This is a genomic window from Fictibacillus phosphorivorans, from assembly GCF_007673525.1.
GTDB classification, from domain to species: Bacteria; Bacillota; Bacilli; order Bacillales; family Fictibacillaceae; genus Fictibacillus; species Fictibacillus phosphorivorans_C.
The window spans coordinates 1,885,617-1,909,141 of sequence record NZ_VDZU01000001.1; the positions used below are offsets into that span (position 1 = coordinate 1,885,617).

The following is a 23,525-nucleotide window of genomic DNA, read 5'->3' on the forward strand; positions in this document are numbered from 1 at the left end:
AATCACACTACCTAAAAATTCTCTTGCTACTCTTAATCTTGTAACAATTCAACATACAGAAATAACGGAGGGGTAGCAAAATGAGCTCTAAACAAGTAAATCGTCGCGATTTTATTAAGATTGGAGGAGCGAGCACGTTGGCATTAACACTAGGTTCGCTCGGTGATACATCCAACTTATTTACCGAAAAAGTGCATGCAGATCGAAAGGAAGAGAAGGTGTTAAAGTTTCATTCCGATGGCACTTTCAAGGTCGTGCAGTTTAATGATACGCAAGACGATGAGCGCATTGACCGTCGTACGATTGAGTTAATGGAAAAAGTGCTAGATGCTGAGAAGCCTGACTTTGTGGTACTGAACGGAGACGTAATTACGGGTGGATGTGATTCGGAACTCGAAATGAAACAGGCGATGAACAATGTTGCTGGGCCGATGGAAAAGAGAGGCATTAAGTGGGCCATTACATTCGGAAATCATGATGAAGATTCTACCCCAAAAAGCGGTGTGGATGAGAGTAAGATGCTAGCTTTCTACCAATCTTACAAACACAATGTGAACGATAAGGGAGCGAAACACATTACAGGAACTGGGAACATGAACCTTCTTGTTTGGGACACGAAAGGGAAGAAGCCCGCTTTTAATTTCTGGTTGATGGATAGTGGAAGATACGCACCAAAAGAGATTGCGGGTCAAAATTTTGAGGGTTATCCAACATGGGACTGGGTTCGTTTTGATCAAGTCAGCTGGTACAATGAAACGTCTCAAAAGATCGAAAATCGTTTTGGATTTAAGGTGCCTTCTCTTATGTTCATACATATCCCGTTATGGGAGCACCGTTATATGTGGTATTCGAGTGTAGATGGGCGAACAGAAGCTGATCATGCACGTGCTAAAAACAAACATCAGATTACAGGTGAGAGAAACGAAGATGAATGTCCGGGTCCGATCAATTCTGGCTTATTCTCAGCCATGCAGCATCGAGGCGATGTAAAAGGAGTCTTCTGTGGACATGACCACATTAACACGTATGCAGGAAACTATTATGGCATTATGCTCGGATATGGCGGAAGTGCTGGATTTGGAGCGTACGGACTTCCTGGTGACGAGAAGAATCGACTTCGTGGAGCTCGTGTTTTTAACTTGGACCTAAACCACGAAAATGTTTTAAAAGAAACACATATGGTGTTTGCGAAAGATTATGGCATCGATCTATCACCAAACGATCAAAGCATGGATCCTGCTCCTCTCCCAGGAGAAAAACAGCCTGTGAAGCAATAGTAGAGTCACAAAAACAAATAATTATATTGTACTATAATGGTTTTCGAGAAGGAATTTAGACTTAAAAAACTAGACTATCCACCTATATCAATGGTCTAGATTATGTTTAATTACTAAATTGGTAATGCCAATCCGTAAAGACATGTTATAAAATTATAACGATTCAAAAAACTACATATTGGAGGATTTAAGCATGTTGAAGAAATCGATGTTGTGTTCGTTTGTTTTTACTCTGGTAATATCTTTTGTCGTCGTTTCATCTGATGATAACCAAAAGGCATGGGCGCTACCGCCAGGAACCCCTACTAAATCTGCTGCACAATCTCAGTTGAACGCATTAGTGGTTAAGACAGAAGGTACAATGACAGGCTATTCTCGCGATCTATTTCCACACTGGTCTAGTCAAGGCGGAGGATGTGATACACGTCAAGTTGTTCTTAAGCGTGATGCAGATTCGTTTAGCGGAAATTGTCCTGTGACATCAGGTAATTGGTACAGCTATTATGACGGTGTAACGATTACAAATCCATCTGATCTTGATATTGATCATGTCGTGCCATTAGCTGAAGCTTGGCGTTCTGGAGCAAGCAGTTGGACGACTACAAAGCGTGAGGCTTTTGCAAACGACCTTACAGGACCACAACTTATTGCCGTAACGGCAAGTTCGAATCGATCAAAGGGGGACCAAGATCCATCGACTTGGAAGCCTACTCGTACTGCAGCTAATTGTGGATATGCAAAATGGTGGATTCAAACAAAGTACAACTGGGGTTTAAATCTTCAATCAGCGGAAAAAACACAACTTCAAAGCATGCTTAACACTTGCACGTATTAATAGAATTAGAGTATAAACATTGTATGAACTTGTTTAAAAGAAGGGAGCTGCTCCAATGGAAGAGAAATCAACGGTCTTTACGGCAACTCATGGTGTAATGACTACAGAGGTAGGCGTGATCAGCGGGGAGCTCGAGCTTAAGACAAGTTGTAATGAAGAAGGTATTTTGAAGCTTGCTATCACTTATGCTGGAGCGGCAGAGTGGTATACGCTTCCTGGTGAAGAATATCGATTGCACGATCCACGCGATCACGAGGTTATTCACCATATGCTGGCCAAAGTATTGGAACGCGCTTAACACATTTAATAGACAACAGTGGACCGTCTGAAAACAGGCGGTTCTTTTTTATTGATAGCGAGAATGGTATATTAATATTTTGAAAAGTAATATGACGTACTTAAAGGATAAAAAAGGGAGGTTAGAGATGGTCACGAGAGAAGGTCTTGAAAATCAACAAATATGGATTTACTGTATCTCTTTGCTATTAGGTGGCTTTATCGGCCTCACGTTTGGAAGTTTAGGACCTAGACTCCAATTTACGATTTCTCCGCTAATCGCTATCCTTCTGTATGGAATGTTTGCACAAATTCCTTTTTTAAAGCTCAGAGAAGCTGCTTCAAACATAAGATTCATGCTCGCTTTATTAATCGGTAATTTTGTATGTGTTCCCATTGTTGTATGGATCCTTACTTCTATTTTTCCGCAGTCCCCACCAATACTATTAGGAATATGCTTAGTTCTTCTCACTCCGTGTATTGATTATGTAATTATTTTTACTCAGTTGGGAAAAGGAAATGAAAAATTGATGCTTGCGGCAACGCCACTTTTATTTGTAGTTCAAATGGTCTTGCTTCCTCTATATTTGTGGTTATTCATTGGGGAAGAGATGATAACGGTCGTGCATATACAACCATTTTTAGAAGCATTCTTTCTTTTGATTGTAATTCCCTTACTACTAGCAGTCCTAACACAATTGTGGGCGAAAAAACATCCGCTAGGTGTTCAAACATTAGAACTTACAGCTTGGTTACCTGTTCCGTTCATGGCTTTCGTCTTGATTGTAGTCGTTGCTTCGCAAATTGGAAAGGTCTACAGTGATTTTGATATCATCATTAACGTTGTTCCGATCTACGTCTTATTCTTAATCGTTATGCCAATTGTTTCTCGCTTGATCGCACGGGCATTTTCTTTAGATAATCGTGCAGGAAGAGCATTGATTTTTAGTATGGGAACAAGAAATTCACTAGTCGTTCTCCCACTAGCCCTTGCATTACCAGAGTCTTGGCGAACATTAGCTGCAGCGGTAATCGTAACGCAGACGATAGTTGAATTGATTGGTGAATTAATCTATATAAAAGTAGTGCCAAAAATGGATATTTAAAGATTCTTAGTAAAATGAGCACAGAAAAAAGGCAGGGAGTATATCCCTGCCTTTTTCACGGTTTCATCTTGCTAACAATTAGGGGTTAAGGTCTTGCATTATAAGTTTCGCGCGTTGAATGATAAAAGTGTATGTAGCTCTGCATTCTTTTTTTAGTTAGAAGTAAGTATGAGCAGGCGGTTGTACAAGCGGATTGGGAGCGAACGAATAAGATATGAAAGGCATGTCATGTAAATAGAAAAGGTGATCGTAAAAAATGAGTAAAGCAATAAGTCCTTTTTTCTTTAATTCGTTTCCTAAGAGCGGAACACATTTAATGTTTCAAATATTAACAGGAATTCATTCCATCACATTTGATCAAAATCTGCATCTTTATGAAGGTGTCTCAACACAGTTAGCAGAACATCAGCGTGAGTTAGAGAAGCTAAAAGAGAGCGAATTTTTGTCTGGACATATTTATTATTCCACATCATGGGAGAAGCTTCTTCAAGATCTCGATATGAAGCAAATCTTCCTCTACCGGGATTTGCGTGATGTGGTAGTTTCTTATAACTACTATATTGAGAAAGTAGATGCACCACTTCATCAATATTATCAAAAAAAGCAACTGTCTAAAAAAGAACGAATGTTATCAATCATAAGAGGGATTCCTGAATTAGGTCATCAAGATATTCATGATTGGTTTTCGGAATTTAAAGGGTGGTTAACGGCACCTAACGTGCTTTCGGTTAAATTTGAAGATTTATTAAGAAGTGAAGAATCTCTAGACCAATCGGTTCAGAAGATTGTAAAGTTTATTACAGAAGAGGAATCCGAAAACCTCGATCAAAATGTAATCGAACGTGCGAAAGAAAACATTTCGACTAAAGGCTCAGCTACTTTCAGAAAAGGTACGATCGGCAACTGGAAAGAAGAGTTCGACGATGAGATTACCACAGCTTTTAAAGAGACAGCTGGACCATTGCTTATTGAGTTAGGATATGAGAAGGATTTACTTTGGTAAAAAAGTATTTCTGCTATAACTTTAAAAAAATCGTAACGAAATTTGTTGCGGTTTTTTCTTTTTTTAAAAAACGAGAGTACTTACTTAAGTTATAAAACAGTTTTAAATACAAAATTTTTTATACCATCTATTTTTTAAGTGGTACAATAGTACAAAAGTAGGTAAAAATTTCAAAAAGGAGTGAACACGATGGGTTTAGTCTTGGAAAAGGATTATATAGAATACTTTACTAATAACAGAGAAGAGTTCCAAGAATCTTTATTAGCTGAAGCCCGAAATGTTCGTGGGAAAATCGAAGAAATATTGTTGGTAGGTAATATCGATTTATTGTCAAATGCTCATAAACTTGTGATGTACACCATCCAAGGTAAAGACCGTGAATTAGAAGAATTTGCAAAATTTGAAGGTGTATCGTGGGCATCCCATAGCCTGACGCTTGCATTTAAACTAGAATGGGTTCAAGCGATTCGAAGAACGGTCTGGAAGTACTTGCAAGAATTTAATAAATTGAACCAAATTGATTTAGAGGCTGAAAGTTTTTTTAATACGGAAAGACAAATTAATGACCGCATTGATAAATTTTTAAATGAACTATTCTTAAGTTATTCAGAGTACAAAGATAAGCTGATCGAGTCTCAGAAAACACTCGTTGATAATCTTTCTGTTCCAATTATTCCGATCACATCGAAGGTATGTGTGCTCCCGCTAATAGGAAATATTGATACATATCGATCAGATACGATTGAAGAGAAAGTTCTTTCGGAAATCAGCAGACTTCGCATTGGAACGTTAATTATAGATTTATCTGGTATTGCTCAAATGGAGACGGATGCGATTGAACGGATCATGAAAGTTATGGAAGGTGCGAACATGATGGGGTGTGAATCTGTAATTACTGGTCTGCGTCCAGAAGTTGTAAGCAAAATAACAAATATCGGATTATCTTTCGAAAGCAAAGCTCAGACAAAAGCTACACTTCAGCAAGCTTTAGAAGATTATTTAAGATAGAAAATTATTAGATGCATAGTTGTAAAGAGTGTACATTAGTGTACACCCTTTTTTGTATTATCTATTTTGATAGCGGGACTAGCTCTTTACGAAAATGAATGTCAGCAGCATCAGGAGTAGGTAATCCTTCCCAACGGAACAGTTCTTGGTATCCGTGACGTTCATAGAAGCCTGGTGCTTGAAAGGTGAAAGACGTAGTGAAGACGTGTGTGCAACCTCGTGTCAGAGCTTCAACTTCGAAATCTTGGAGTAGTTGTGAACCTAGTCCGTCTTTTCTAACATCTTCACGAACCCATGTCATTGCAATACCAGCAGCTACGCCCCAAGTCCAACCACTCATACCGGCAGCGAGTTCACCATGTTTATCTAAAATTTGCACTGTCAATTCTCGGGCAGCTGGAGTGCCAATCGTCGCTGCATGGTTCACCTTGTCTAATTCATCAGAAAGTCGCTGATCTAACTCGGCATTTCCTTCACCAATTAACACCTCGTAATGATTTTTCATTTGTATCCTCAACTCCTCGATTAGGTTTGATATAAGAGAACGTTTATGTATGTAAACAGTATATCAAATGGATAAATCAAGTGGTTGATTAGATACGTTTTGTGAAAAAGGAGATTGGGTTAGACAGTCTAATCATACTGTTAGCCATATTTATGCTCATTTTAAGTAAAATGTACGACCAGCGGTAGTTATTTTCAAATTTTAGGTGGTGCAACTTCATTTATCGGTGGAAAATCATTAAACATAGGTGGTAAACATATCTTTACAGGTGGAAATCACTTATTTAGCGGCGAACGTGTAAGAAATATAAAAACACGTACCGTGAATAAACATATCAAGTCTTAAAACAATAGCAAAACCCCCGATCACGATGGTCGGGGGTTCATATAAAAAGAGTAATTATCCTTTGAAATTACTTCTTTTTGCTTTTTTTCTTAGATTTCTTGTGCTTTTTATTGCAATCACATTTAGTTGGAGCACCAGGATCAATCACTTCTTTGATTACTTTCTCCTCATACACGTCACGGCGAACATATTTAATGTGTTCACGTTTTACACGAATGATCGGATGAACGAATGTGACTTCTTTCTCTGTGTATTTATCCTCAATGATATATACAGGATCACAACAGATTACTTTTTTCTTCTTTTTCTTACAATGCTTGTCTTTACCCAAGATAGCACCTCCTACATTTCATACTTTAGTAGATGCAGATAGAGGGTAAAATGATCTAGACAAGTCACTATTTTTATAAATTATAAGGGTAAAGTCCTATTTTTAAACATCCCAAAAATCACTTAATTTCGCTGTGTCTTCTTTCTTTTTTACGATACTTAATACAATTCTCATTGTTGTGCCATCAGGTTTATAGGAAGGATCATCTAGCAGTTTCTGAACTTGGTAGGAAGGAAACTTACTGGCTTCTTGCAGCCATTGTAAATCTAAATTGTGTTTTTGAATCCACGTATTTAATTTTGTGTTCATCATTTTCTCTCCCATAGAATCTTTCTGTTTATAATATACCATTCCTTTAATTAAACTTCTACATATTTTGTACACAAGTTGAACAATTGATATTTAACTCTGTCTAGAGAGGTTTTAAACGTATTAAGTTGAATTTCTAATAAGGAATTTACCGAGTGTGGAGGACAAGTAACGATGAAGAATATTTATATTAAACTTCTAGAGAGACGTGATCTGCAAACATTATTTGATATTGAAATAAGAAACAAGGCGTTTTTTCAGCAATATGCACCTGAGAGAGATTCGGATTTTTATTCTTTAGATGGTCAAGCAAGAAGATTGAAAGAGATAGAAGAGCGAAAAGAAAAAGGGTTAGGATACTCTTTTGGTATTTATCTTCATGACACACATGAATTAATCGGACAGATTGGTCTGTTCAAGATCGAAAGAGGACCGGCACAAAAAGGGATGGTTGGTTATTCTCTAGACAAAGACTATAAAGGCAAAGGATATATGACCGAAGCTCTTCCCCTAATAATAGAGTTTGCGTTCAATGAGCTTAAACTTCATCGAATCGAAGCAGAAGTAATGCCTCATAATATCGGATCTATAAAATTATTAATAAAAGCTGGATTTCATAAAGAAGGAATTTCAAAGAAAAATGTGAAGATCAATGGCAGGTGGGAAGATCATCAGGTTCTTGCCATTCTTAATGAAGAGGATATAGATATTTAAAATGTAAGAAGAGCAGGCTGTAATCGTCGTTCGTTATAGCCTGCGTCATACTTAATTATTGAGATGCTTGAGAATCGTTACGTTTATTCATTTCAATTTCGCCATTTTCGGCCATCATTAACTTATTTACATATGCGGCGTGCGCTAGTTCATATCTTACTCGTTTGCTTGCATCCACAAAATGAGCTTCTCTTACGATTCCTGAGACAGAATACCTGTGTCCTTTGTAATCGACGTTTAATTCGGTAATTTGATTAAATTTAAAACTTTCCACAGGCTTACCGTCTAGATCTGTTAAGAGGTACCCACTATATTTCTCGTTGCACGTTTTCGCCACTTCCTCCATAACTTTAAACGCCTCGTCGGGGTTTTGTCTGTAGTTAAGGATAAGACTTTCGTTCACTCGCCGCATCCCACGGTTTCCGTTTTGAAGCTCGTTGATGCTTCCATAAGAAACAGTGTATAGATAACCGTCGTATTGACGAATCTTCAGGTGACGCACACTTATTTCCTCAATTTTCCCCTGCTTGTTACCGTTGATAATTACATAATCACCGAGGTTGATCTGCCGTTCAAACAAGTAGGCTAGTCCCATAATATAATCACGAATGATATGTTGGAAGATCAATGCGAGCGCACCGGCTACAACAACTGAACCTGTAACAAGTCTTGTTAGATCGAAGAAATGGCTTAATACGTAAATGAAGAAGAACACCAAACCGAGCACCTTGAGAACTTGATCTGTAAAATGCATCAACGTCTCTTCACGATTTTCATCTAGAAAACTTGTCTTATCAAAGAAAAGCTGAACAGATTTTCTAATAAAATACACGGTGACTACAATTAATAAAGCTACGATTAAAATTTTTACAGGTAATTTGTTAAATAATTCTAAGTTAAACATTCTTTCAACTCCCACTCTTACTATACCAATAGAATACGAAAAATAAGCAAATTTATTTTATAATATCCAATGGATTTTAAAAGGTTAGGGGAGAAAGGTCAAACAAGGAATTTATGAAGTCAACAATGTGTATACAAAAAGACTTCAAGCGGGAAGTCTTTTTGCTGGTTAAATATTTATTTCTAAGCAGGAGTTAAAATAAATTGTTCGGTTTCTTGGATTGCGATTAATTGATAGATATGGCTTTTCAATTCTTGTCTGATTTCAATGGGAATAGTTAGTCTTCCTTTTACACCTATAATGGGAGTAAATTGTCTTTCGCGCATCTTATCAATGATGATTATTCCATCTTTAACATCAACGCCTACTTTTTCTCCAACCTGAAACTGAAATTCTTCTCGCCATACAACAGGGATGTGAAAATATCCTTTCTTGTTGTCATAAAATTTATTTAGTACAACTGACATCATGTCACCCCAATAATAAATTCCAAATTATGTATACTTATACTAACTTGTTTATTTTTATAAATATTACCATAATATCTCTGTAATCTTCAATATTTTTTGATTTAACAGAATATGTTTAGGGAGGGGGTAGAGAGATAGCAGGGAGTATTTTAATATGCAAAAAGTGGATGATTATGATGTCCATCCACTTTCCTAGAATAGAGTAGAAATAATAAAAATCCAAAATATTTAAATATCTTTTAAAGAAGTTACAACATCACCTTGTATCGGTTCATAATCACCATGAAAACGAATACGAATAGATTTTCCGTTGTAGTGGTTGGGTGAATTCATGACTTGAAAATGAATATGTGGCTCAGATGAATTTCCTGAATTTCCACAGTATCCTACTAACTGACTTTGTTTGATCATTTGGCCATCCTTTACAACAATTGAATTTTGCTTGAAGTGAGCAATGAGGCTATACTCGTCGTTTGCATGTTGAATGATTACATAGTTACCTTCTGGATTAGAAACATTCGTTGATCCAAATTCGTTATCCACGATAGAATTTACAACTTTTACGACTCTTCCGTCACATGGAGCTACTACTTCTTTATTAAACGCGTAAAAATCTTCATTTAATGTTGGAGTGCCTCTATAGGATTGTCCATCCTTTACAATTACAAGATCATAAGCATATCGCTGCTCTTCGATCTCATAGTGATAATTGATGAAATGATTGGCACCTCCCCAAAATACAAACCATTCATCTTGTATTGGCATCATGTAAGTATTCTTCGAAAGCTGATTGTCTGTTTCAGGATAGGTTTCAAATGGGGCAAGTAAGAGGCTTTGAATAACATCTTCTGAATCGAAAGTGACACTGATTGCTTTTATCTTTTCGTTATCTAGCCATAAATAATGTCTTAAATGATCTGTAAGCCGTGTTTCCGATTCCAACGAATAATGCTGAACGCCAGAATTAAAGGAAGAAGATAACTCCATAAATTGTTCGATCGTAATCATATCTTTAAAATTACTCGCAGTGTGATTATAAATCGCTTGAAATTCTCCTTTTAAGAATTTAGCACCAAACGTTTCCCCTGTTATACACCGTTGTAAGTTGTTCACTGAACCATCCTTTCAGTAAATGAATACTTTTGTTAATAGTAGTACATTTATTTTAACACTTAATACCAATTAATGTTAATTTAGAGAAGGATCTACAAAAACTTTCAACCGATAAAGGAGAGGGAAATTTGAAGAATATTCATAAGGGAAGACATGTGGCAGCGGTTGAGGGAGACTTTGTTGTTTTTGTAATTGGTATGCGAGTGAATAAGCTGCTTTCATTTTCTAAGTGGATACCTGTTTTTAAAGCTATGGGTCCCATGATAAGAGAACTTTATCAAAACCATGAGATCGGCTTTTTACATACAGAATTTCATTTTAGTTGGAGAAGAGTAACACTGATTCAATATTGGAAAAGCTTTGATCAACTCGAAGCGTATGCACACGGTAGAACTCACTTGGTAGCTTGGAAAGCTTTCAACAAGAATATAGGTGACGATGGAAGTGTTGGTATCTTTCATGAAAGCTACAAAATTGAAAAAAGGAGTGCAGAAGCCATTTATAACAATATGCCAAGAATTGGACTTGGAAAAGCTTATTCGTTGGCCTCCGTAACGAAAAACACTCAAAGTGCTAGAGAAAGAATGAACAGTTAATAGTGTAGATCTATCCATACAGGGTAGATCTTTTTTTATTTTTCTAATAAACACTTGAAACTGACGTTACGTCATTTTGTATACTTTTAATTAATGACTTATACGTAGAGGATGATGAGATGAAACGTGAGGATGTTGTGATCTATGGGTGTGTTATCATCGGAGCAGGTGTTGGTTTGATGATGGATCAAGCATTGATAGGTGTGCTTATCGGTCTAGGAACTGGATACTTGCTGAGTTTATTTTCCAATAAATAAAAAATGTTAGTTGTAGATATGTATCTTGAAAGGAGGGAGATTCATTGCTTCATATTCATAAGGTAAGTGAAATGACTGGTGTTACTGTAAGAACACTTCGTCACTATGATCACATCGGCTTATTGCAATCATCATCCAAAACAGAAGGTGGTCACCGTTTATATAACCATACTGACTTGAAGAAGCTACAGCAAATTCAATTCATGAAGAAAATCGGTTTTCGTTTGAACGAGATTAAGAATATGTTGAATTCTAGTGACTGGGATTGGTCAGATAGTTTAAAGAAGCAACTCTCTTATGTAAAAAAAGAACAAGAAAGTTTAAGTAAGATAGAGAGTACTCTAAGAGAATTGATTCACGGAATGGCGATGGAAGATGAGAGTAATGAAATCGCCATCCAAAAAGTCATGCAATTAGCTAATAATGATAAAGAACTACAAGAAAGATATAGAAAATCTATGTTTGAAGAAAGAGAATTAAAGCTTTGGAAGAAGGTCCCGAATATGACTAGCGACCAACCAGATACTTTAGAATGGATTGCTCTTATTGGACAGTTGAAGCGGTTTATTCATGAGGATCCAGGCTGTTCAAATGTTCAAAATATCATTAGAAGAATGGATGAAAAAAGAGCAGAAACATTTGGTGGTGAAACAGAGTTTCTAGATAAGCTGTGGGACGTGCGTATGTCTGAAAAACAGTCAGAACAATTAGGCTTATACCCCATTGATCAAGATGTACTGGAATATATGAACGCTGCTTATGAGATCTTTATAGGGAAAAAGGGGTAAGCTCAATCTGAATAGAGGGGGAATTTGGTGACTGTAGATCTACTTCTTTTAATTGGCGGATTGGCTGTATTAGATATGCTAAGTCCTGCGACAATAGGGGTTACGGTTTATCTCCTGTTAAACGAGAAAGAGAAACGAACATCCCGTATTTTCTTCTACTTATTAACCGTTGCTGGTTTTTATTTTATAGTGGGTGTTTCACTTATGTTAGGAATATCAACTTTGCTTGAAAGTGTATCTAACATTTTTCAAAATCAAACCATAAGCTGGATCATTTTTATCATTGGGGCCATTTTGTTTATTGCTAGTTTCTATGTTCCTACAAAGAAAAATGCGGATTTGCCTTCTCCAAAGTCTAAAAGTTTAATTTCAATCATAATCCTTGGATTGTCAACATCTCTTATTGAAGTAGGAACCGCTTTTCCTTACTTTGCAGCGATCGGTATTTTATCTACTAGTGATCTTTCAAGCATGGAATGGGTTTCTATATTAGCTGGATACAATTTAATCATGGTATTGCCACCGGTCTTGTTGTATTTCATTTATCTTTTATTAGGTAGATGGATGGATAAACCTTTAATAAATCTACGTGAAAGAATGGTTAAGAATTCAGATTCAGCTCTTTCATGGATCATGTGTATCGTTGGAATCATACTGATTTTTAATAGTTTGGATTATTTGTAAGTAATTTTAGATATCTGGATGTATTAACCGTTGTGTGCAAATTGCTATTTTGGGAGTGTGTTCTACAAATGATAAAAGCTGTTATGTTTGATTTAGATGGGACCCTATTAGATCGGGATCAGTCTGTGAAACTATTTATTGATGAACAATACAACAGATTTGCGCAGCTAAAGGATAATGTAACGAAGGAGATTATGTTAAACGATATATGGAATTAGATAACCGAGGATATGTTTGGAAGGATAAAGTATATCAACAAATTGTTAATGAGTTTTCATTACCTGAACCTTCGTGGGAAGACCTTTTTGCTGATTACATAAATGAATTTAAGAACTACTGCATTCCTTTTCCTCATCTTATTGAAATGTTAGAGGACTTAAAAAGTAAAAACTACAAACTTGGAATCATTTCAAACGGATTTGGACAATTTCAGATTGATAATATTCATGCTTTAGGTATTAAAGAATATTTCGATGTTATATTCATTTCTGAATGGGAAGGAATAAAGAAACCAGATCGTCGCATTTTCAATAGAGCATTAAAGCAACTCCAAGTTGCTCCTTATGAGTGTATTTTTGTAGGGGATCATCCTGAGAATGACGTAAAAGCTGCCCAAAATGTTGGAATGAGAGGGATTTGGAAGAGAGATGCCCATTGGGAAGCTGTTAAAGCAGATTATATTGTGGATGATTTATTGGAGATTCCTTTAATCATTGAAAAAATGAATAGAACATGTGTTACTTAAAGCGATTTTCCATACAGGAAAATCGTTTTTGTTTAGATGGTGTTTTCTACATTCACCTCTAATTCGTAAAGTACTATTTACTCCTTTATAATAATGCTAATAAGGTTCTTTATAGGAGGAACAACCATGAGCGCTGAAAAAATTCTAATTGTTGAAGATGAGAAGAAGATAGCAAGAATCATCCAACTGGAACTAGAACATGAAGGATACGAAACGGAGACAGCTACTACGGGTACGGATGGATTAGAAAAGTTTAAATCTGGTAAGTGGGATCTCATTCTGCTAGATGTGATGCTGCCTGAATTAAGCGGGCTAGAGGTGTTAAGACGAATCAGAGCGACAGGTAGTCATATTCCAATCATTTTATTAACGGCCAGAGATGCTTTGCCAGATAAAGTGAGCGGGCTTGATCTTGGGGCAAACGATTATGTGACTAAACCGTTTGAAATTGAAGAACTGTTAGCTAGAATTCGGGCATTTCTTCGCATGAATCAACACTTCACAGAAGATCAAGATAGCGAAATTTATGAACTAGGTGATCTGACAGTTAATTTAAAAACGAGGGATGTTAAGCGTGACTCTACTCTAATTGAATTAACACCGAGGGAATTTGATCTTCTTGTTTACTTGATACGAAATAAAAACCAGGTATTGAACCGTGATCAAATATTATCAAAGGTATGGGGTTACGATTATTATGGCGATACCAATGTTGTAGATGTCTACATACGTTATCTGCGTAAAAAGATAGATTCCACTTTTTCGCACCCCTATATTCATACGATTCGTGGAGTAGGCTACACGATGAAGGAGTAACCCATGAACATAAAAAATCGGATAACTTTGTTTTCAACGGTATGGCTTCTAATCATTTTACTTGTCACGAATAGTGGCATTTATCTTCTGTTTCAGAAGAATCTACATGATAATGCTCTTGAAGGTACAGAGACAAGGATGGAAAGTTTGACCGAAGCTGTAAAAACATCTACTGAGACAAAAATGAATATGACACAACTTTTGCGCGCCTACCTTCCTGGAGATTCAATGATTCGAATTATCACTGTTGATAACCGTGTAGCTGCTACCTCGTCGAGAATTACAGAGGATGATATGCTCCATGAAATCAAACCGATCTTTAGAACCAATCAATACAGTGAGATTAAGACGCTAGACGGAATGGTTTACACTGTTTCTCAACACCCGGTTATTTGGACGGATGGGGAGGTTGTGTCTTTACAGTTGATTGAAAAAGAATCTTCTATTCCAAACACGTTGCAGATTTTAAGAATCGTCTTAATTATAGCAACCTTACTCATTTTAATTCCTTCTTACATGGGAGGGCGATTCTTGAGCCGGTTGATCTTAGTACCCATCAGCAACTTAACGAAAACAATGGAAGAAAACCAGAGACGTGGGACGTATAAGCGGATTACGATTAATAAGAAATCGAATGATGAACTGAATAAGATGGCAAGAACGTTTAACCATATGATGGACTTGCTTGAAAACAACTACAAAAAGCAAGAACAGTTCGTATCTGATGCTTCCCATGAACTGAGAACACCGCTTACTGTTATTGAAAGCTATGCAAAAATGCTTAAACGGTGGGGAGGTAATCGACCAGAAATTTTAGAAGAAGCTGTAGAAGCGATCCACTCAGAATCCATTAGAATGAAAGAATTAACACAACAAATGCTCATTCTAGCAAGGGATGAATCGCAAGTAGATCTTCAACTCGAACAATCCGATTTGGTTGAAATGGCTAAAAATGCCGCTAAGAATATGAACAAGGCATACGACCGTGACATTCAAGTTCATTCCAACTTAGACAAAATTCATGTTGAGTGTGATTTATTAAAAATAAAGCAAGTTCTAATCATCCTTTTAGATAACGCCATTAAGTATAGTTCGGCAGCTATTAATGTGGAGTTAACTAAACAAGGAAACTCTGTCAGATTTTCCGTAACAGACTATGGAATCGGAATTCCAAAGGAAAATCTAGATAAAGTCTATGATCGATTCTTTCGTGTAGACCAAGCTAGGAGCCGTGATACGGGAGGAGCAGGTTTAGGACTGTCCATCGCAAAACAAATCGTTTCTGCTCACCAAGGGAAGCTTCATTTGGTGAGTGAAGAAGGAAAGGGAACAACGGTTACAATGGAGATTCCTGTGAAACAGAGTTAATTCTCATCATTTTCTCATCTGATTCTTATGGAGCTTTCATTCTAACATGAGAAAATCCATGTAAAGGGGGAATACGTATGAACAAAAAAACAGCTGTGATTTCTGGAATAATAGTCGTTATTCTCCTTCTTGTCTTCGGATCAAGAGAGTGGGTGAACGGAAACCAAGGCCGTACATTAGAAAAAGAGAAAATGAACAGAATCGTAAGCGCAAAATATCCAGGAGAGATTCTATCTACAGAACTAACGAATAGAGAAGATAAACAACAATACAAAACAGTGTTGAAAAGTGAACAAGGTGTTTATGTAATATGGTCTGATGCGGTTTCTGGAGAAATTCTCGACATGAATCGAACAGAAAATGAACAAGTTCAAGAGGTGGGTATTACAAAAGATGAAGCTGAAAAAATAGCTGCCAAACACGGAAAAGTAAAATCTGCCGAAATTAATGAAGAGAACAAAGTCTATCTTGTTCATGTCAGTAGCGAAGGTAAAACATATCGTTTAGAAATTAACAGTGCCACTGGGACCATCAATAGTAAAAACGAGGTTGAATCTGTAGATGAACCTGCTCAGCCAAACACAAAAATTACACAAGATGAAGCCAAACAAATCGCACTAAATGAAGTAAAAGGTACCGTTACGGATATTGAGTTAGATGATGAAGACGGTGTGATCGTTTATGAAGTTGAGATTGAAACGAAAACGAAAGAAGCACAAGTGATCATAAATGCGTTTTCTGGCGAAGTAAACTCCGTAACGATGGAGACAAAAGATAGTGACTAAGAATGCTCTAATTTAGAGCGTTCTTATTTTTTTGAGAAAAATCACCAAAGCTTCTCATCGTTTTCTAATCTTCTCTTCCCTTTGTTCTCATTTTACCTGTCTATTATAAGGATATAGTTAAAAACAAGGAGGAAACAACAAATGAAAAAACTAACAAAAATTATTGCAGGTACAGTATTAGTCTGTGGTATTGGAGTAGGAACATATACTTATGTAGAAAACACACCTAGCGCGTTTGCAGCTAAGAATGTAATTTCAGAAAAACAAGCAAAAGACATTGCATTGGAAAAAACAAAAGGCGGAACTGTTACTGAGATGGAACTAGATCGCGATGGTCTAAAGGACAAATATGAAATTGAGGTTCTTAACGGAGATAAAGAATATGATCTTGATATCGTTGCAGAAACTGGTAAGGTTTCCAAAGTGGAAGAAGGTATGAAAGATCAAGATGATAATGACAACGACGATGACAATGATAATGGTGTTGACGAAAAAGAAAGTTCAGAGCGCGATGATCAGATAGATCCTTCAAAGATTAAGATCACGGCTGAACAAGCTCAGTCTATCGCACTAAAAAAGGTTTCAGGAACAGTAAAAGAGATGAGTCTAGATGATGATTATGTGTATGAATTCGAAATTCAAAAAAACGGAAAAGATATTGATGTTAACGTAGATGCAGTGACAGGTGAGGTGATCGTTGATCAGAATGATAACGACTAATCAGTCTTAAACAATAAGAAATGAGGTCTCCAAACGATGGAGCCTCGTTTCTTTTTAAATTAAGGATTTATTTTATATTCCTTTTCACTACCGTCCTCAAATTGAACTTCCAAATCAAATGCTGTAAAGTCTTCATCTAAGTTAAATTTATCAATAATCTGTTTCGTAACTTCACCATCTTTTAACTCCGCTTGATTGGAATTGTTTTCTTTCGGGCATCTTTTGGAGGGTTTTTCACTTCTTCTTTGTTGCCGCAACCTGAAAGTGCAAGTACAAAAGTCAATGCAGAAGAGCAAATCATTAGATGATTTTTGTACAAGGTAGACCTCTCCTTTAATGTATTTTCTAGTGTAATACCTCATTAAAATGGATTTGAACCTTCACTTAGAAAGAGTATATAAACCCTTTAAATATCTAACTTTGTTAAGTTTTAAATGATATTAAATAAGGTAAAAATCTAAAAAATAATATATAATCTTGTAAGTATAGAGTCGTTCATCATAGTGCAAGTAACTTTTTGAAGAGTATCTTGCGGCTAAAATGGTCATTCTATGGATATTACATATTATTTTTATGAGATTTGAAAGGAGATTCATGGATGGATTCAATTTGGTTAGAGTACGGGTGGGCATTATTAATTCTAATTGGTCTTGAAGGTTTGTTATCCGCTGACAATGCCCTAGTACTAGCGGTTATCGCAAAACATTTACCTGAGGATCAGAAAAAACGAGCGATCAGCTATGGAATTATAATGGCATTCGTTTTCCGCTTCGGTGCACTTTTTGCCATTTCATTTATTGCGAATGTTTGGCAGATTCAGGCGATCGGAGCAGCGTATCTGTTATACCTTGGATTGAAACATGTGATTCAAGCAAAATTCGGTAAAGAAAATGAGAAGATTCAAGAAGAAGTTGAAGAAGAAGCAAAAGGAAAAGGATTTTGGCCGACAGTTGGTAAGATTGCTATCGCTGACTTAGCGTTTGCAATCGATTCGATTCTAGCTGCAGTTGCTCTTGCTCTAGGTCTTCCAGATTCACCACTTGGTGACTTTGGAGGGATGGACGGTGGACAATTCATCGTAGTTGTTCTTGGAGGGGTTGCGGGTCTGATCTTGATCAAGTTTGCAGCAACTTGGTTTGTTCAGTTGTTAGATCAAAGACCTGCTTTAGAAACAACTGCTTATGCAATCGTTGCTTGGGTAGGTGTGAAGCTTGCGGTCATTACACTTGCTCATAATGATATTGGAGTGTTAGATCACGATTTTCCACATAGTACGGTTTGGACAATCATCTTCTATGGTGTGTTAGTTGGTATTGCGGTAATCGGATGGTTTGCACCGGCTAAATCGAAGAAAAATGAAACATCTTTATAAACAAACAAAATGGAGTCAGCAGAAAATGATCTGCTGACTTTTTTGTTGCTTTTTTACTTTAATTACATAGAAGGTTTATTCCGATTTTTTAAATTGGTATACAAATGATATATAGTAAGTATGAAACAAATAATTAATCCAAATCCAAGTCCGAGAAATCCCTGCATCCTTACCCATCCAATTGTAAAAGACATGAAAATCCAAAGGTACCAAAAGCCCCCCAATAGAATGAAAATAGGTCCAGCGAACACCTGTAATCTTTTGTGTAATTTGAAAGCTAAAAAAGATGCACTAATCATTAGGAAAGTGAAAATGGGTTGAACATGTAGTTCAAATCGAGATTGCGCATCTTCCGGTGTCTCATACGGTTGATTTAATTCTATAAACGTAAAAGCAATGGTTATTAGTGATAGGATTGCATAGCTCCATATAGCTCCTCTATTTATCGAATGCATATAAAAACTCCTCTCAAATATACGTTTTATTTCTTAATCTCAATTCCATTATATGTTAAATTTATCAATGAAAGTTAAAGAAAGTCTCACTTAATAATTTCTTTTATTCACATTGATTCTTAAGAGTCAAGAAGGATTAACGTGATTGAATATGGAAATATGGCTCTTACTCAAAATTAATTACTGTCTGCCAACTGTGAAAAATATGGTCATAAGGACGTGGAACTTGTGGAAGCAACTGAAATTTTAAAAATGAATAAACAAAGGTGGGAGGTATCAGCCGAACGCTTTTTTGGTAGAACGGCACTTCCTGAATACGGACCTTTTGCTTTTAATGAAGAGCAACTAAAGTTATTTGGTTCAATAAGAGGTAATAAGGTTTTGGATATCGGGTGTGGTAGTGGTCATTCTTTGCAGTATATGGGTAGAGAAGGTGCTAAAGAATTATGGGGATTAGATCTCTGCACGAAGCAGATTGAGACTGCGAGAAACGTTTTACAAGATCAACAAGTAGAGGTTACATTAGTTGAATCACCTATGGAGGAGAACCCAGGATTACCAAGCAGTTATTTTGATATTGTTTATTCAATTTATGCTTTGGGTTGGACAACAAATTTAAATCTTACGTTCTCAAATATATATAGTTATCTCAAACCAGGCGGCGTTTTTATTTTCAGCTGGGAGCATCCTCTTCATGATCGGTTGAAATACGAACAAGAACAGTCTAGGTTCATTTTTAACAAGTCTTATGTGAATGAAGGTCCGGAATATAACGAAGGTTGGCAGAATTTAGCCGTCATTCATCATAGAAAATTAAGCACTTACATAAACGCTTTAATCGAAGAAGGTTTTGTGATAGAAAAAGTAATAGATGATGTTTGCCTACCGGATGAACAATCGGAGAATCCCGCGAGATGGTATTCCACTCAAAAAGCAAACTTTGTTCCAGCCACATTTATTATAAAAGCATCAAAAAAGTAAAAAACGATTCAAAGGAGTTCAATAATGAGTAGTTGGAAACCTCAAGAATTTACTAGAGATGACAGATTATATGTTGCAAATGTTTGGAACCCTGATTGGGAAATTTCAGATTGAAAAAGTAAATGTTGAATGAAGAAATAAAATGAATGTGACATCTTGGAAAGGAGAACGCATATGACTAGTTTTGTAGATATCCCCAACGGTGTTTTTCCATCGGTTTGTTCTTTAGACTGTCCGGATCAATGTGGATTACTTATCAAAAAAGAAAACGGAAAAATTGTAAAAGTGGAAGGTGATCCGGATCATCCGGTCACGAAGGGCTTTATTTGTAATAAAGTTCGAAACATGACTGAACGTCTATATGATGAAAAGCGTTTAAAATATCCGATGAAGCGTGTTGGTGCGAAAGGTGAAGGGCATTTTGAACAAATAAGCTGGGATGAAGCAATTAAGACCATCACTGCGAATTGGAAGGATTTGCTTCAAAACGACGGCGCCGAGAGCATTCTACCTTATAGCTTTTATGGAAATATGGGTAATCTTGCTGCTGAAGGAATGGACCGTCGTTTTTTTCATAGACTAGGAGCTTCCAAGCTGGATCGAAGCATCTGTAACTCTGCAGGTGCAGCGGGCTACAAATATACGATGGGTGCGAGTTTCGGAATCGATCCTGAAGATACGATTCACTCCAAACTGTTCATTTTCTGGGGGATCAATGCAGTTAGTACGAATATGCATCAAGTATCACTTGCACAACAAGCACGTAAACAAAATGGAGCGAAGATCGTCGTTATTGACGTTCATAAAAATCAGACTGCTAAATTTGCAGACTGGTTCATTCCTATCTTACCAGGAACAGATACAGCTCTAGCTTTAGGATTGATGCATATTTTATTTGCTGAAAACATGGTGGATCATTCATTTTTGGAACAGTACACCGTTGGATTTGAACAGCTCCGTGAACATGTTGAACAATATGACCCTATTACGGTTTCAAGCATTACTGGTATTCCGGTAGAGGATATACTGAAGCTTGCTCGGATGTATGGCCAAACGTCTCCTGCGTTTCTCCGGATTGGGAACGGTCCACAGCATCACGATAATGGTGGTATGTTTGTGAGAACGGTTTCTTGTTTGCCAGCATTAACCGGACAATGGGCTGTAAAAGGTGGAGGAGCGATCAAAGGGAATTCCGCTTATCTTGCGTTTAATACTGCTAACCTACAACGGCCTGATCTGCAGCAAAATAAGAATACACGTGTGATAAACATGAATCTACTTGGAGAAGCGTTGCTTACTTTAGATCCTCCCATCAAATCTCTTTTTGTATATGGGACGAATCCAGCTGTTGTAGCACCTGCAGGGAATAAGGTTCGTAAAGGCTTGGAGCGAGAAGACCTCTTTACAGTCGTACATGATTTGTTTTTAACAGAGACGGCATTGTATGCAGACATTGTATTACCAGCTACGTCTTCTTTTGAGAACACAGATTTTTATACGTCGTACTGGCATCATTACATTCAGATTCAACAGCCCGTGATTGAAGCTTACGGAGAATCGAAGTCTAATGTAGAGGTGTTTCGATTACTTGCTAAAGGTATGAATTTTTCAGAGACGGCATTTGATGATACAGAAGCAGAATTAATTGATCAGGCACTAGAAACTCCAACAAATCCATATATTCATGAGATTAATTTTGACGTATTGAGTAAAAAACAATATGTAAAGGCTGAGGTGGAATTTCCAACTAAGCTCCCAACACCGAGCGGAAAAATAGAATTGTATTCTGAGAAGATGAAGCAGGATGGCTATCCAGCACTGCCTATATACATCCCTTTGATTAATGATTCTGACCATCCTCTTAGATTTATCGCAGGACCGAACCATAACTTTCTAAACTCAACGTTTGCGAATCAAAACAAACATGTTGAACTTGAAAAAGAACCGGTAATTGTTTTGAATCAGTTTGACGCTGATCTAGCCGGAGTGGAAGATGGTGAAAAGGTACGGGTGTGGAATGAGCAAGGAGAATGTGTACTAAAAGCGAGCGTTGGTGAGAATGTTCTACGTGGGGTAGCCGTCACTCAAGGTCTTTGGGGAGCAGATGATGATACGAAACATCTAGTCAATTCTCTTACCCCAGATCGCATAGCCGACATGGGTGGGGGCGCAACCTTCTTTTCTGGAAGAGTTAGCGTTAATAAACTCTGATAATAAGACTGTCTAAAATTAAGAAAGCTTTCGACTTTATTAAAGAGTGAATTTAATCATCACAATCTTCAATCTCTGTTTCTGATGAAATACCGGATGTAAAGGTAGTACTGAAGGAATCACCTGCTTGATTGGTAGCAAGAATATTCCACGTTGCTGTGCTGCCAGAGCGAGTAAAACCAATGAACACGTCAAAGAGACCTTGAATGGTAGACGAACCTGTAGCATTAGCTGTTCCTTCCAATGTAGCACCTCTTTCACCGATACAAGAGAAACGAATTCTTCTGCCCTGAGCTAAATTGAAGGTAAACGTTGCGCCTGAGAATGAGATACTAAAGTTGTCAACCGTCGGATCACATCTCTCACCTCTGCCATAACATTGGTTCGCTGTAACATTTATGTTACCGGACACTGTAGAAGGAACGCCTTGATTCACTACATTTGCAGTGGCCGGAGCGCTAGATCCTCGTACACCAAGTCTAAATTTACATGGACAAGTTGTTGCCCGGCAGCTGAAGTCAATGTCAATTGATGATGAAACGGTTTGGCCACCAACAATTGCTGTTCCGCTGACTACAGTTGATGTTAAAGCAGTACCAGCTGGAACGGTAATGTTGGTCGTGAAATTGCCGGTAGCGTCTGTAGTTGCCGCTGGAATTGTGGCAACAGCTTCAGGGAATTGCGTAAAGGTAACAGTTAAACCAGACTGAGGCTGACCGCCGCATACTATTCTACCAGATAGTACACCAGAACAATCAATCTCAGATGCAGCTGCTAAAGTTAGAGAACAAGTATTCGCACATTGGCCGCTAACTAATAATGTTGTACTTAATGTTTGAGTGCCTATAGTTGCTGAAGCTGTAATATTTGCATCTTGGGTAGGAGTATTAGGTGCGATATTTAAGCCGGCTGCCACATCACCTTGTGAATCAGTAACGTCAGATGTTGGGTTGAGAGTAAAGTTTGGATTATCACTATTAAAGTCAACCGTTACACCTTCGACAGGTACACCACCACATGTAACTACTGCAAAGACGTTTCCAGTACAATCAATGCTTTCACCAGATGAAGTTAATTCGATCGAACATTGTGAAGAAGGACACATGACCATGCAAGTATCGACAGCTGAAACGGTCTCACCATTTATAACAGTTGTACCAATAATATTGGCGGGAATTTCAGGTGTACCTTCTGGAATATTAACTTCTACAAGAATTCTTCCAGATGAGTCTGTAATTGCTGGATTTGGGGTATATGTTAAGCCAGCAGCGACATCATCGGTAAAAGTAACTGGAGCTCCGGCTACTGGGATGCCATTGCATGTTACCGTCCCATTAATAAAACCATTACAAACAATAACTGCTTCAGATTGAAGAGTTAAGTTACCGCCTGCACTTGGTCTAAGATCAATACCTGCTATACAATCACAATCTATTATTATGGGTCTTCCTAACGGATCAATTCCTCTAACGCAATGATCAATAACTTCTATAAAAGTTAAATTTAAAAGACCTCCTCGATCTGTAACAACAATTATGTTTCGTCCACTAG

Annotated in this window: 27 protein-coding genes and 1 pseudogene; 20 read left to right on the forward strand and 8 right to left on the reverse strand. The window is 37.2% G+C overall.

Annotation, left to right across the window (positions count from 1 at the left end; genetic code table 11):
- The first annotated feature begins 80 nt into the window (after positions 1-80).
- The 6 genes from FS458_RS09380 (at position 81) to FS458_RS09405 (ending at position 5,505) form a co-directional block, all read left to right on the forward strand.
- Positions 81-1,277 carry a metallophosphoesterase gene (locus tag FS458_RS09380; RefSeq protein WP_144699784.1) on the forward strand — a complete coding sequence of 399 codons (1,197 nt, stop codon included), beginning with the start codon at positions 81-83 and terminating at the stop codon, positions 1,275-1,277.
- 193 nt (positions 1,278-1,470) lie between these two features.
- A complete protein-coding gene (locus tag FS458_RS09385) occupies positions 1,471-2,112 on the forward strand; it encodes an HNH endonuclease family protein (protein WP_144699786.1) in 642 nt (213 codons plus the stop codon).
- Positions 2,113-2,167: 55 nt separating this feature from the next.
- Positions 2,168-2,410 carry a hypothetical protein gene (locus FS458_RS09390; RefSeq protein WP_144699788.1) on the forward strand — a complete coding sequence of 81 codons (243 nt, stop codon included), beginning with the start codon at positions 2,168-2,170 and terminating at the stop codon, positions 2,408-2,410.
- Positions 2,411-2,537: 127 nt separating this feature from the next.
- Entirely contained in the window at positions 2,538-3,494 is a 957-nt protein-coding gene (locus tag FS458_RS09395) for an arsenic resistance protein (RefSeq protein ID WP_144699790.1), read from the forward strand.
- A gap of 256 nt (positions 3,495-3,750) precedes the next feature.
- On the forward strand, positions 3,751-4,497 hold the full coding sequence (locus FS458_RS09400) for a sulfotransferase domain-containing protein (protein ID WP_144699792.1): 747 nt from the start codon (positions 3,751-3,753) through the stop codon (positions 4,495-4,497).
- Between the two features lie 189 nt (positions 4,498-4,686).
- Entirely contained in the window at positions 4,687-5,505 is an 819-nt protein-coding gene (locus FS458_RS09405; RefSeq protein ID WP_144699794.1) for an STAS domain-containing protein, read from the forward strand.
- A 61-nt stretch (positions 5,506-5,566) separates the two neighbouring features.
- Here the strand turns inward: FS458_RS09405 and FS458_RS09410 are convergent, their stop codons facing one another.
- From FS458_RS09410 to FS458_RS09420, 3 genes are all read right to left on the reverse strand, one after another.
- On the reverse strand, positions 5,567-6,010 hold the full coding sequence (locus FS458_RS09410) for a GNAT family N-acetyltransferase (RefSeq protein WP_144699796.1): 444 nt from the start codon (positions 6,008-6,010) through the stop codon (positions 5,567-5,569).
- Positions 6,011-6,422: 412 nt separating this feature from the next.
- A complete protein-coding gene (locus tag FS458_RS09415) occupies positions 6,423-6,686 on the reverse strand; it encodes a hypothetical protein (protein WP_144699798.1) in 264 nt (87 codons plus the stop codon).
- Positions 6,687-6,788: 102 nt separating this feature from the next.
- Positions 6,789-6,998 carry a hypothetical protein gene (locus FS458_RS09420; protein WP_186320501.1) on the reverse strand — a complete coding sequence of 70 codons (210 nt, stop codon included), beginning with the start codon at positions 6,996-6,998 and terminating at the stop codon, positions 6,789-6,791.
- A gap of 171 nt (positions 6,999-7,169) precedes the next feature.
- On the opposite strand from FS458_RS09420, the gene FS458_RS09425 reads away from it, so the two are divergent.
- Positions 7,170-7,709 (forward strand): GNAT family N-acetyltransferase, encoded by a 540-nt coding sequence (locus FS458_RS09425; protein ID WP_144699800.1) that lies wholly within the window; start codon positions 7,170-7,172, stop codon positions 7,707-7,709.
- Positions 7,710-7,764: 55 nt separating this feature from the next.
- On the opposite strand, the gene FS458_RS09430 is transcribed toward FS458_RS09425, so the two are convergent.
- The 3 genes from FS458_RS09430 to FS458_RS09440 form a co-directional block, all read right to left on the reverse strand.
- On the reverse strand, positions 7,765-8,613 hold the full coding sequence (locus FS458_RS09430) for a mechanosensitive ion channel family protein (protein ID WP_144699802.1): 849 nt from the start codon (positions 8,611-8,613) through the stop codon (positions 7,765-7,767).
- Between the two features lie 182 nt (positions 8,614-8,795).
- Positions 8,796-9,080, reverse strand: a complete 285-nt coding sequence (locus FS458_RS09435; RefSeq protein ID WP_144699804.1) for a hypothetical protein — start codon at positions 9,078-9,080, stop codon at positions 8,796-8,798.
- Between the two features lie 231 nt (positions 9,081-9,311).
- The gene (locus tag FS458_RS09440; protein ID WP_260858538.1) at positions 9,312-10,196 is read right to left on the reverse strand and encodes a M23 family metallopeptidase; all 885 of its coding nucleotides are present in this window, start codon (positions 10,194-10,196) and stop codon (positions 9,312-9,314) included.
- Positions 10,197-10,324: 128 nt separating this feature from the next.
- On the opposite strand from FS458_RS09440, the gene FS458_RS09445 reads away from it, so the two are divergent.
- From FS458_RS09445 to FS458_RS09480, 9 genes and pseudogenes are all read left to right on the forward strand, one after another.
- Positions 10,325-10,792, forward strand: a complete 468-nt coding sequence (locus FS458_RS09445; RefSeq protein WP_144699806.1) for a DUF4188 domain-containing protein — start codon at positions 10,325-10,327, stop codon at positions 10,790-10,792.
- A 119-nt stretch (positions 10,793-10,911) separates the two neighbouring features.
- Complete coding sequence (locus FS458_RS20660; protein WP_186320502.1) at positions 10,912-11,049, forward strand: hypothetical protein; 138 nt, start codon at positions 10,912-10,914, stop codon at positions 11,047-11,049.
- A gap of 44 nt (positions 11,050-11,093) precedes the next feature.
- On the forward strand, positions 11,094-11,837 hold the full coding sequence (locus tag FS458_RS09450) for a MerR family transcriptional regulator (RefSeq protein WP_144699808.1): 744 nt from the start codon (positions 11,094-11,096) through the stop codon (positions 11,835-11,837).
- Positions 11,838-11,864: 27 nt separating this feature from the next.
- Positions 11,865-12,521 carry a GAP family protein gene (locus FS458_RS09455; protein ID WP_144699810.1) on the forward strand — a complete coding sequence of 219 codons (657 nt, stop codon included), beginning with the start codon at positions 11,865-11,867 and terminating at the stop codon, positions 12,519-12,521.
- Between the two features lie 68 nt (positions 12,522-12,589).
- Positions 12,590-13,266: pseudogene (locus tag FS458_RS09460) on the forward strand (HAD family hydrolase).
- Positions 13,267-13,392: 126 nt separating this feature from the next.
- On the forward strand, positions 13,393-14,082 hold the full coding sequence (locus tag FS458_RS09465) for a response regulator transcription factor (RefSeq protein WP_144699812.1): 690 nt from the start codon (positions 13,393-13,395) through the stop codon (positions 14,080-14,082).
- Positions 14,083-14,085: 3 nt separating this feature from the next.
- Entirely contained in the window at positions 14,086-15,450 is a 1,365-nt protein-coding gene (locus FS458_RS09470) for a sensor histidine kinase (protein WP_144699814.1), read from the forward strand.
- Between the two features lie 77 nt (positions 15,451-15,527).
- Positions 15,528-16,235: a PepSY domain-containing protein gene (locus tag FS458_RS09475; protein ID WP_144699816.1), complete on the forward strand. Its 708-nt coding sequence runs from the start codon at positions 15,528-15,530 to the stop codon at positions 16,233-16,235.
- 141 nt (positions 16,236-16,376) lie between these two features.
- On the forward strand, positions 16,377-16,955 hold the full coding sequence (locus FS458_RS09480) for a PepSY domain-containing protein (protein ID WP_144699818.1): 579 nt from the start codon (positions 16,377-16,379) through the stop codon (positions 16,953-16,955).
- Positions 16,956-17,136: 181 nt separating this feature from the next.
- Here FS458_RS09480 and FS458_RS20665 read toward each other — a convergent pair whose 3' ends face one another.
- Positions 17,137-17,274, reverse strand: coding sequence for a hypothetical protein (locus tag FS458_RS20665; RefSeq protein ID WP_186320503.1), 138 nt, complete (start codon positions 17,272-17,274; stop codon positions 17,137-17,139).
- A 279-nt stretch (positions 17,275-17,553) separates the two neighbouring features.
- On the opposite strand from FS458_RS20665, the gene FS458_RS09485 reads away from it, so the two are divergent.
- The 3 genes from FS458_RS09485 (at position 17,554) to FS458_RS09495 (ending at position 21,974) form a co-directional block, all read left to right on the forward strand.
- Complete coding sequence (locus FS458_RS09485; RefSeq protein WP_144699820.1) at positions 17,554-18,327, forward strand: TerC family protein; 774 nt, start codon at positions 17,554-17,556, stop codon at positions 18,325-18,327.
- Between the two features lie 683 nt (positions 18,328-19,010).
- Positions 19,011-19,763, forward strand: coding sequence for a class I SAM-dependent methyltransferase (locus FS458_RS09490; RefSeq protein WP_186320504.1), 753 nt, complete (start codon positions 19,011-19,013; stop codon positions 19,761-19,763).
- 174 nt (positions 19,764-19,937) lie between these two features.
- Positions 19,938-21,974: a molybdopterin-dependent oxidoreductase gene (locus tag FS458_RS09495; RefSeq protein ID WP_144699822.1), complete on the forward strand. Its 2,037-nt coding sequence runs from the start codon at positions 19,938-19,940 to the stop codon at positions 21,972-21,974.
- Positions 21,975-22,026: 52 nt separating this feature from the next.
- On the opposite strand, the gene FS458_RS09500 is transcribed toward FS458_RS09495, so the two are convergent.
- Positions 22,027-23,085: a hypothetical protein gene (locus FS458_RS09500; RefSeq protein ID WP_144699824.1), complete on the reverse strand. Its 1,059-nt coding sequence runs from the start codon at positions 23,083-23,085 to the stop codon at positions 22,027-22,029.
- Here FS458_RS09500 and FS458_RS09505 point away from each other — a divergent pair.
- Complete coding sequence (locus FS458_RS09505; protein WP_144699826.1) at positions 23,078-23,347, forward strand: hypothetical protein; 270 nt, start codon at positions 23,078-23,080, stop codon at positions 23,345-23,347. The genes FS458_RS09500 and FS458_RS09505 overlap by 8 nt on opposite strands.
- The last annotated feature ends 178 nt before the right edge of the window (positions 23,348-23,525 follow it).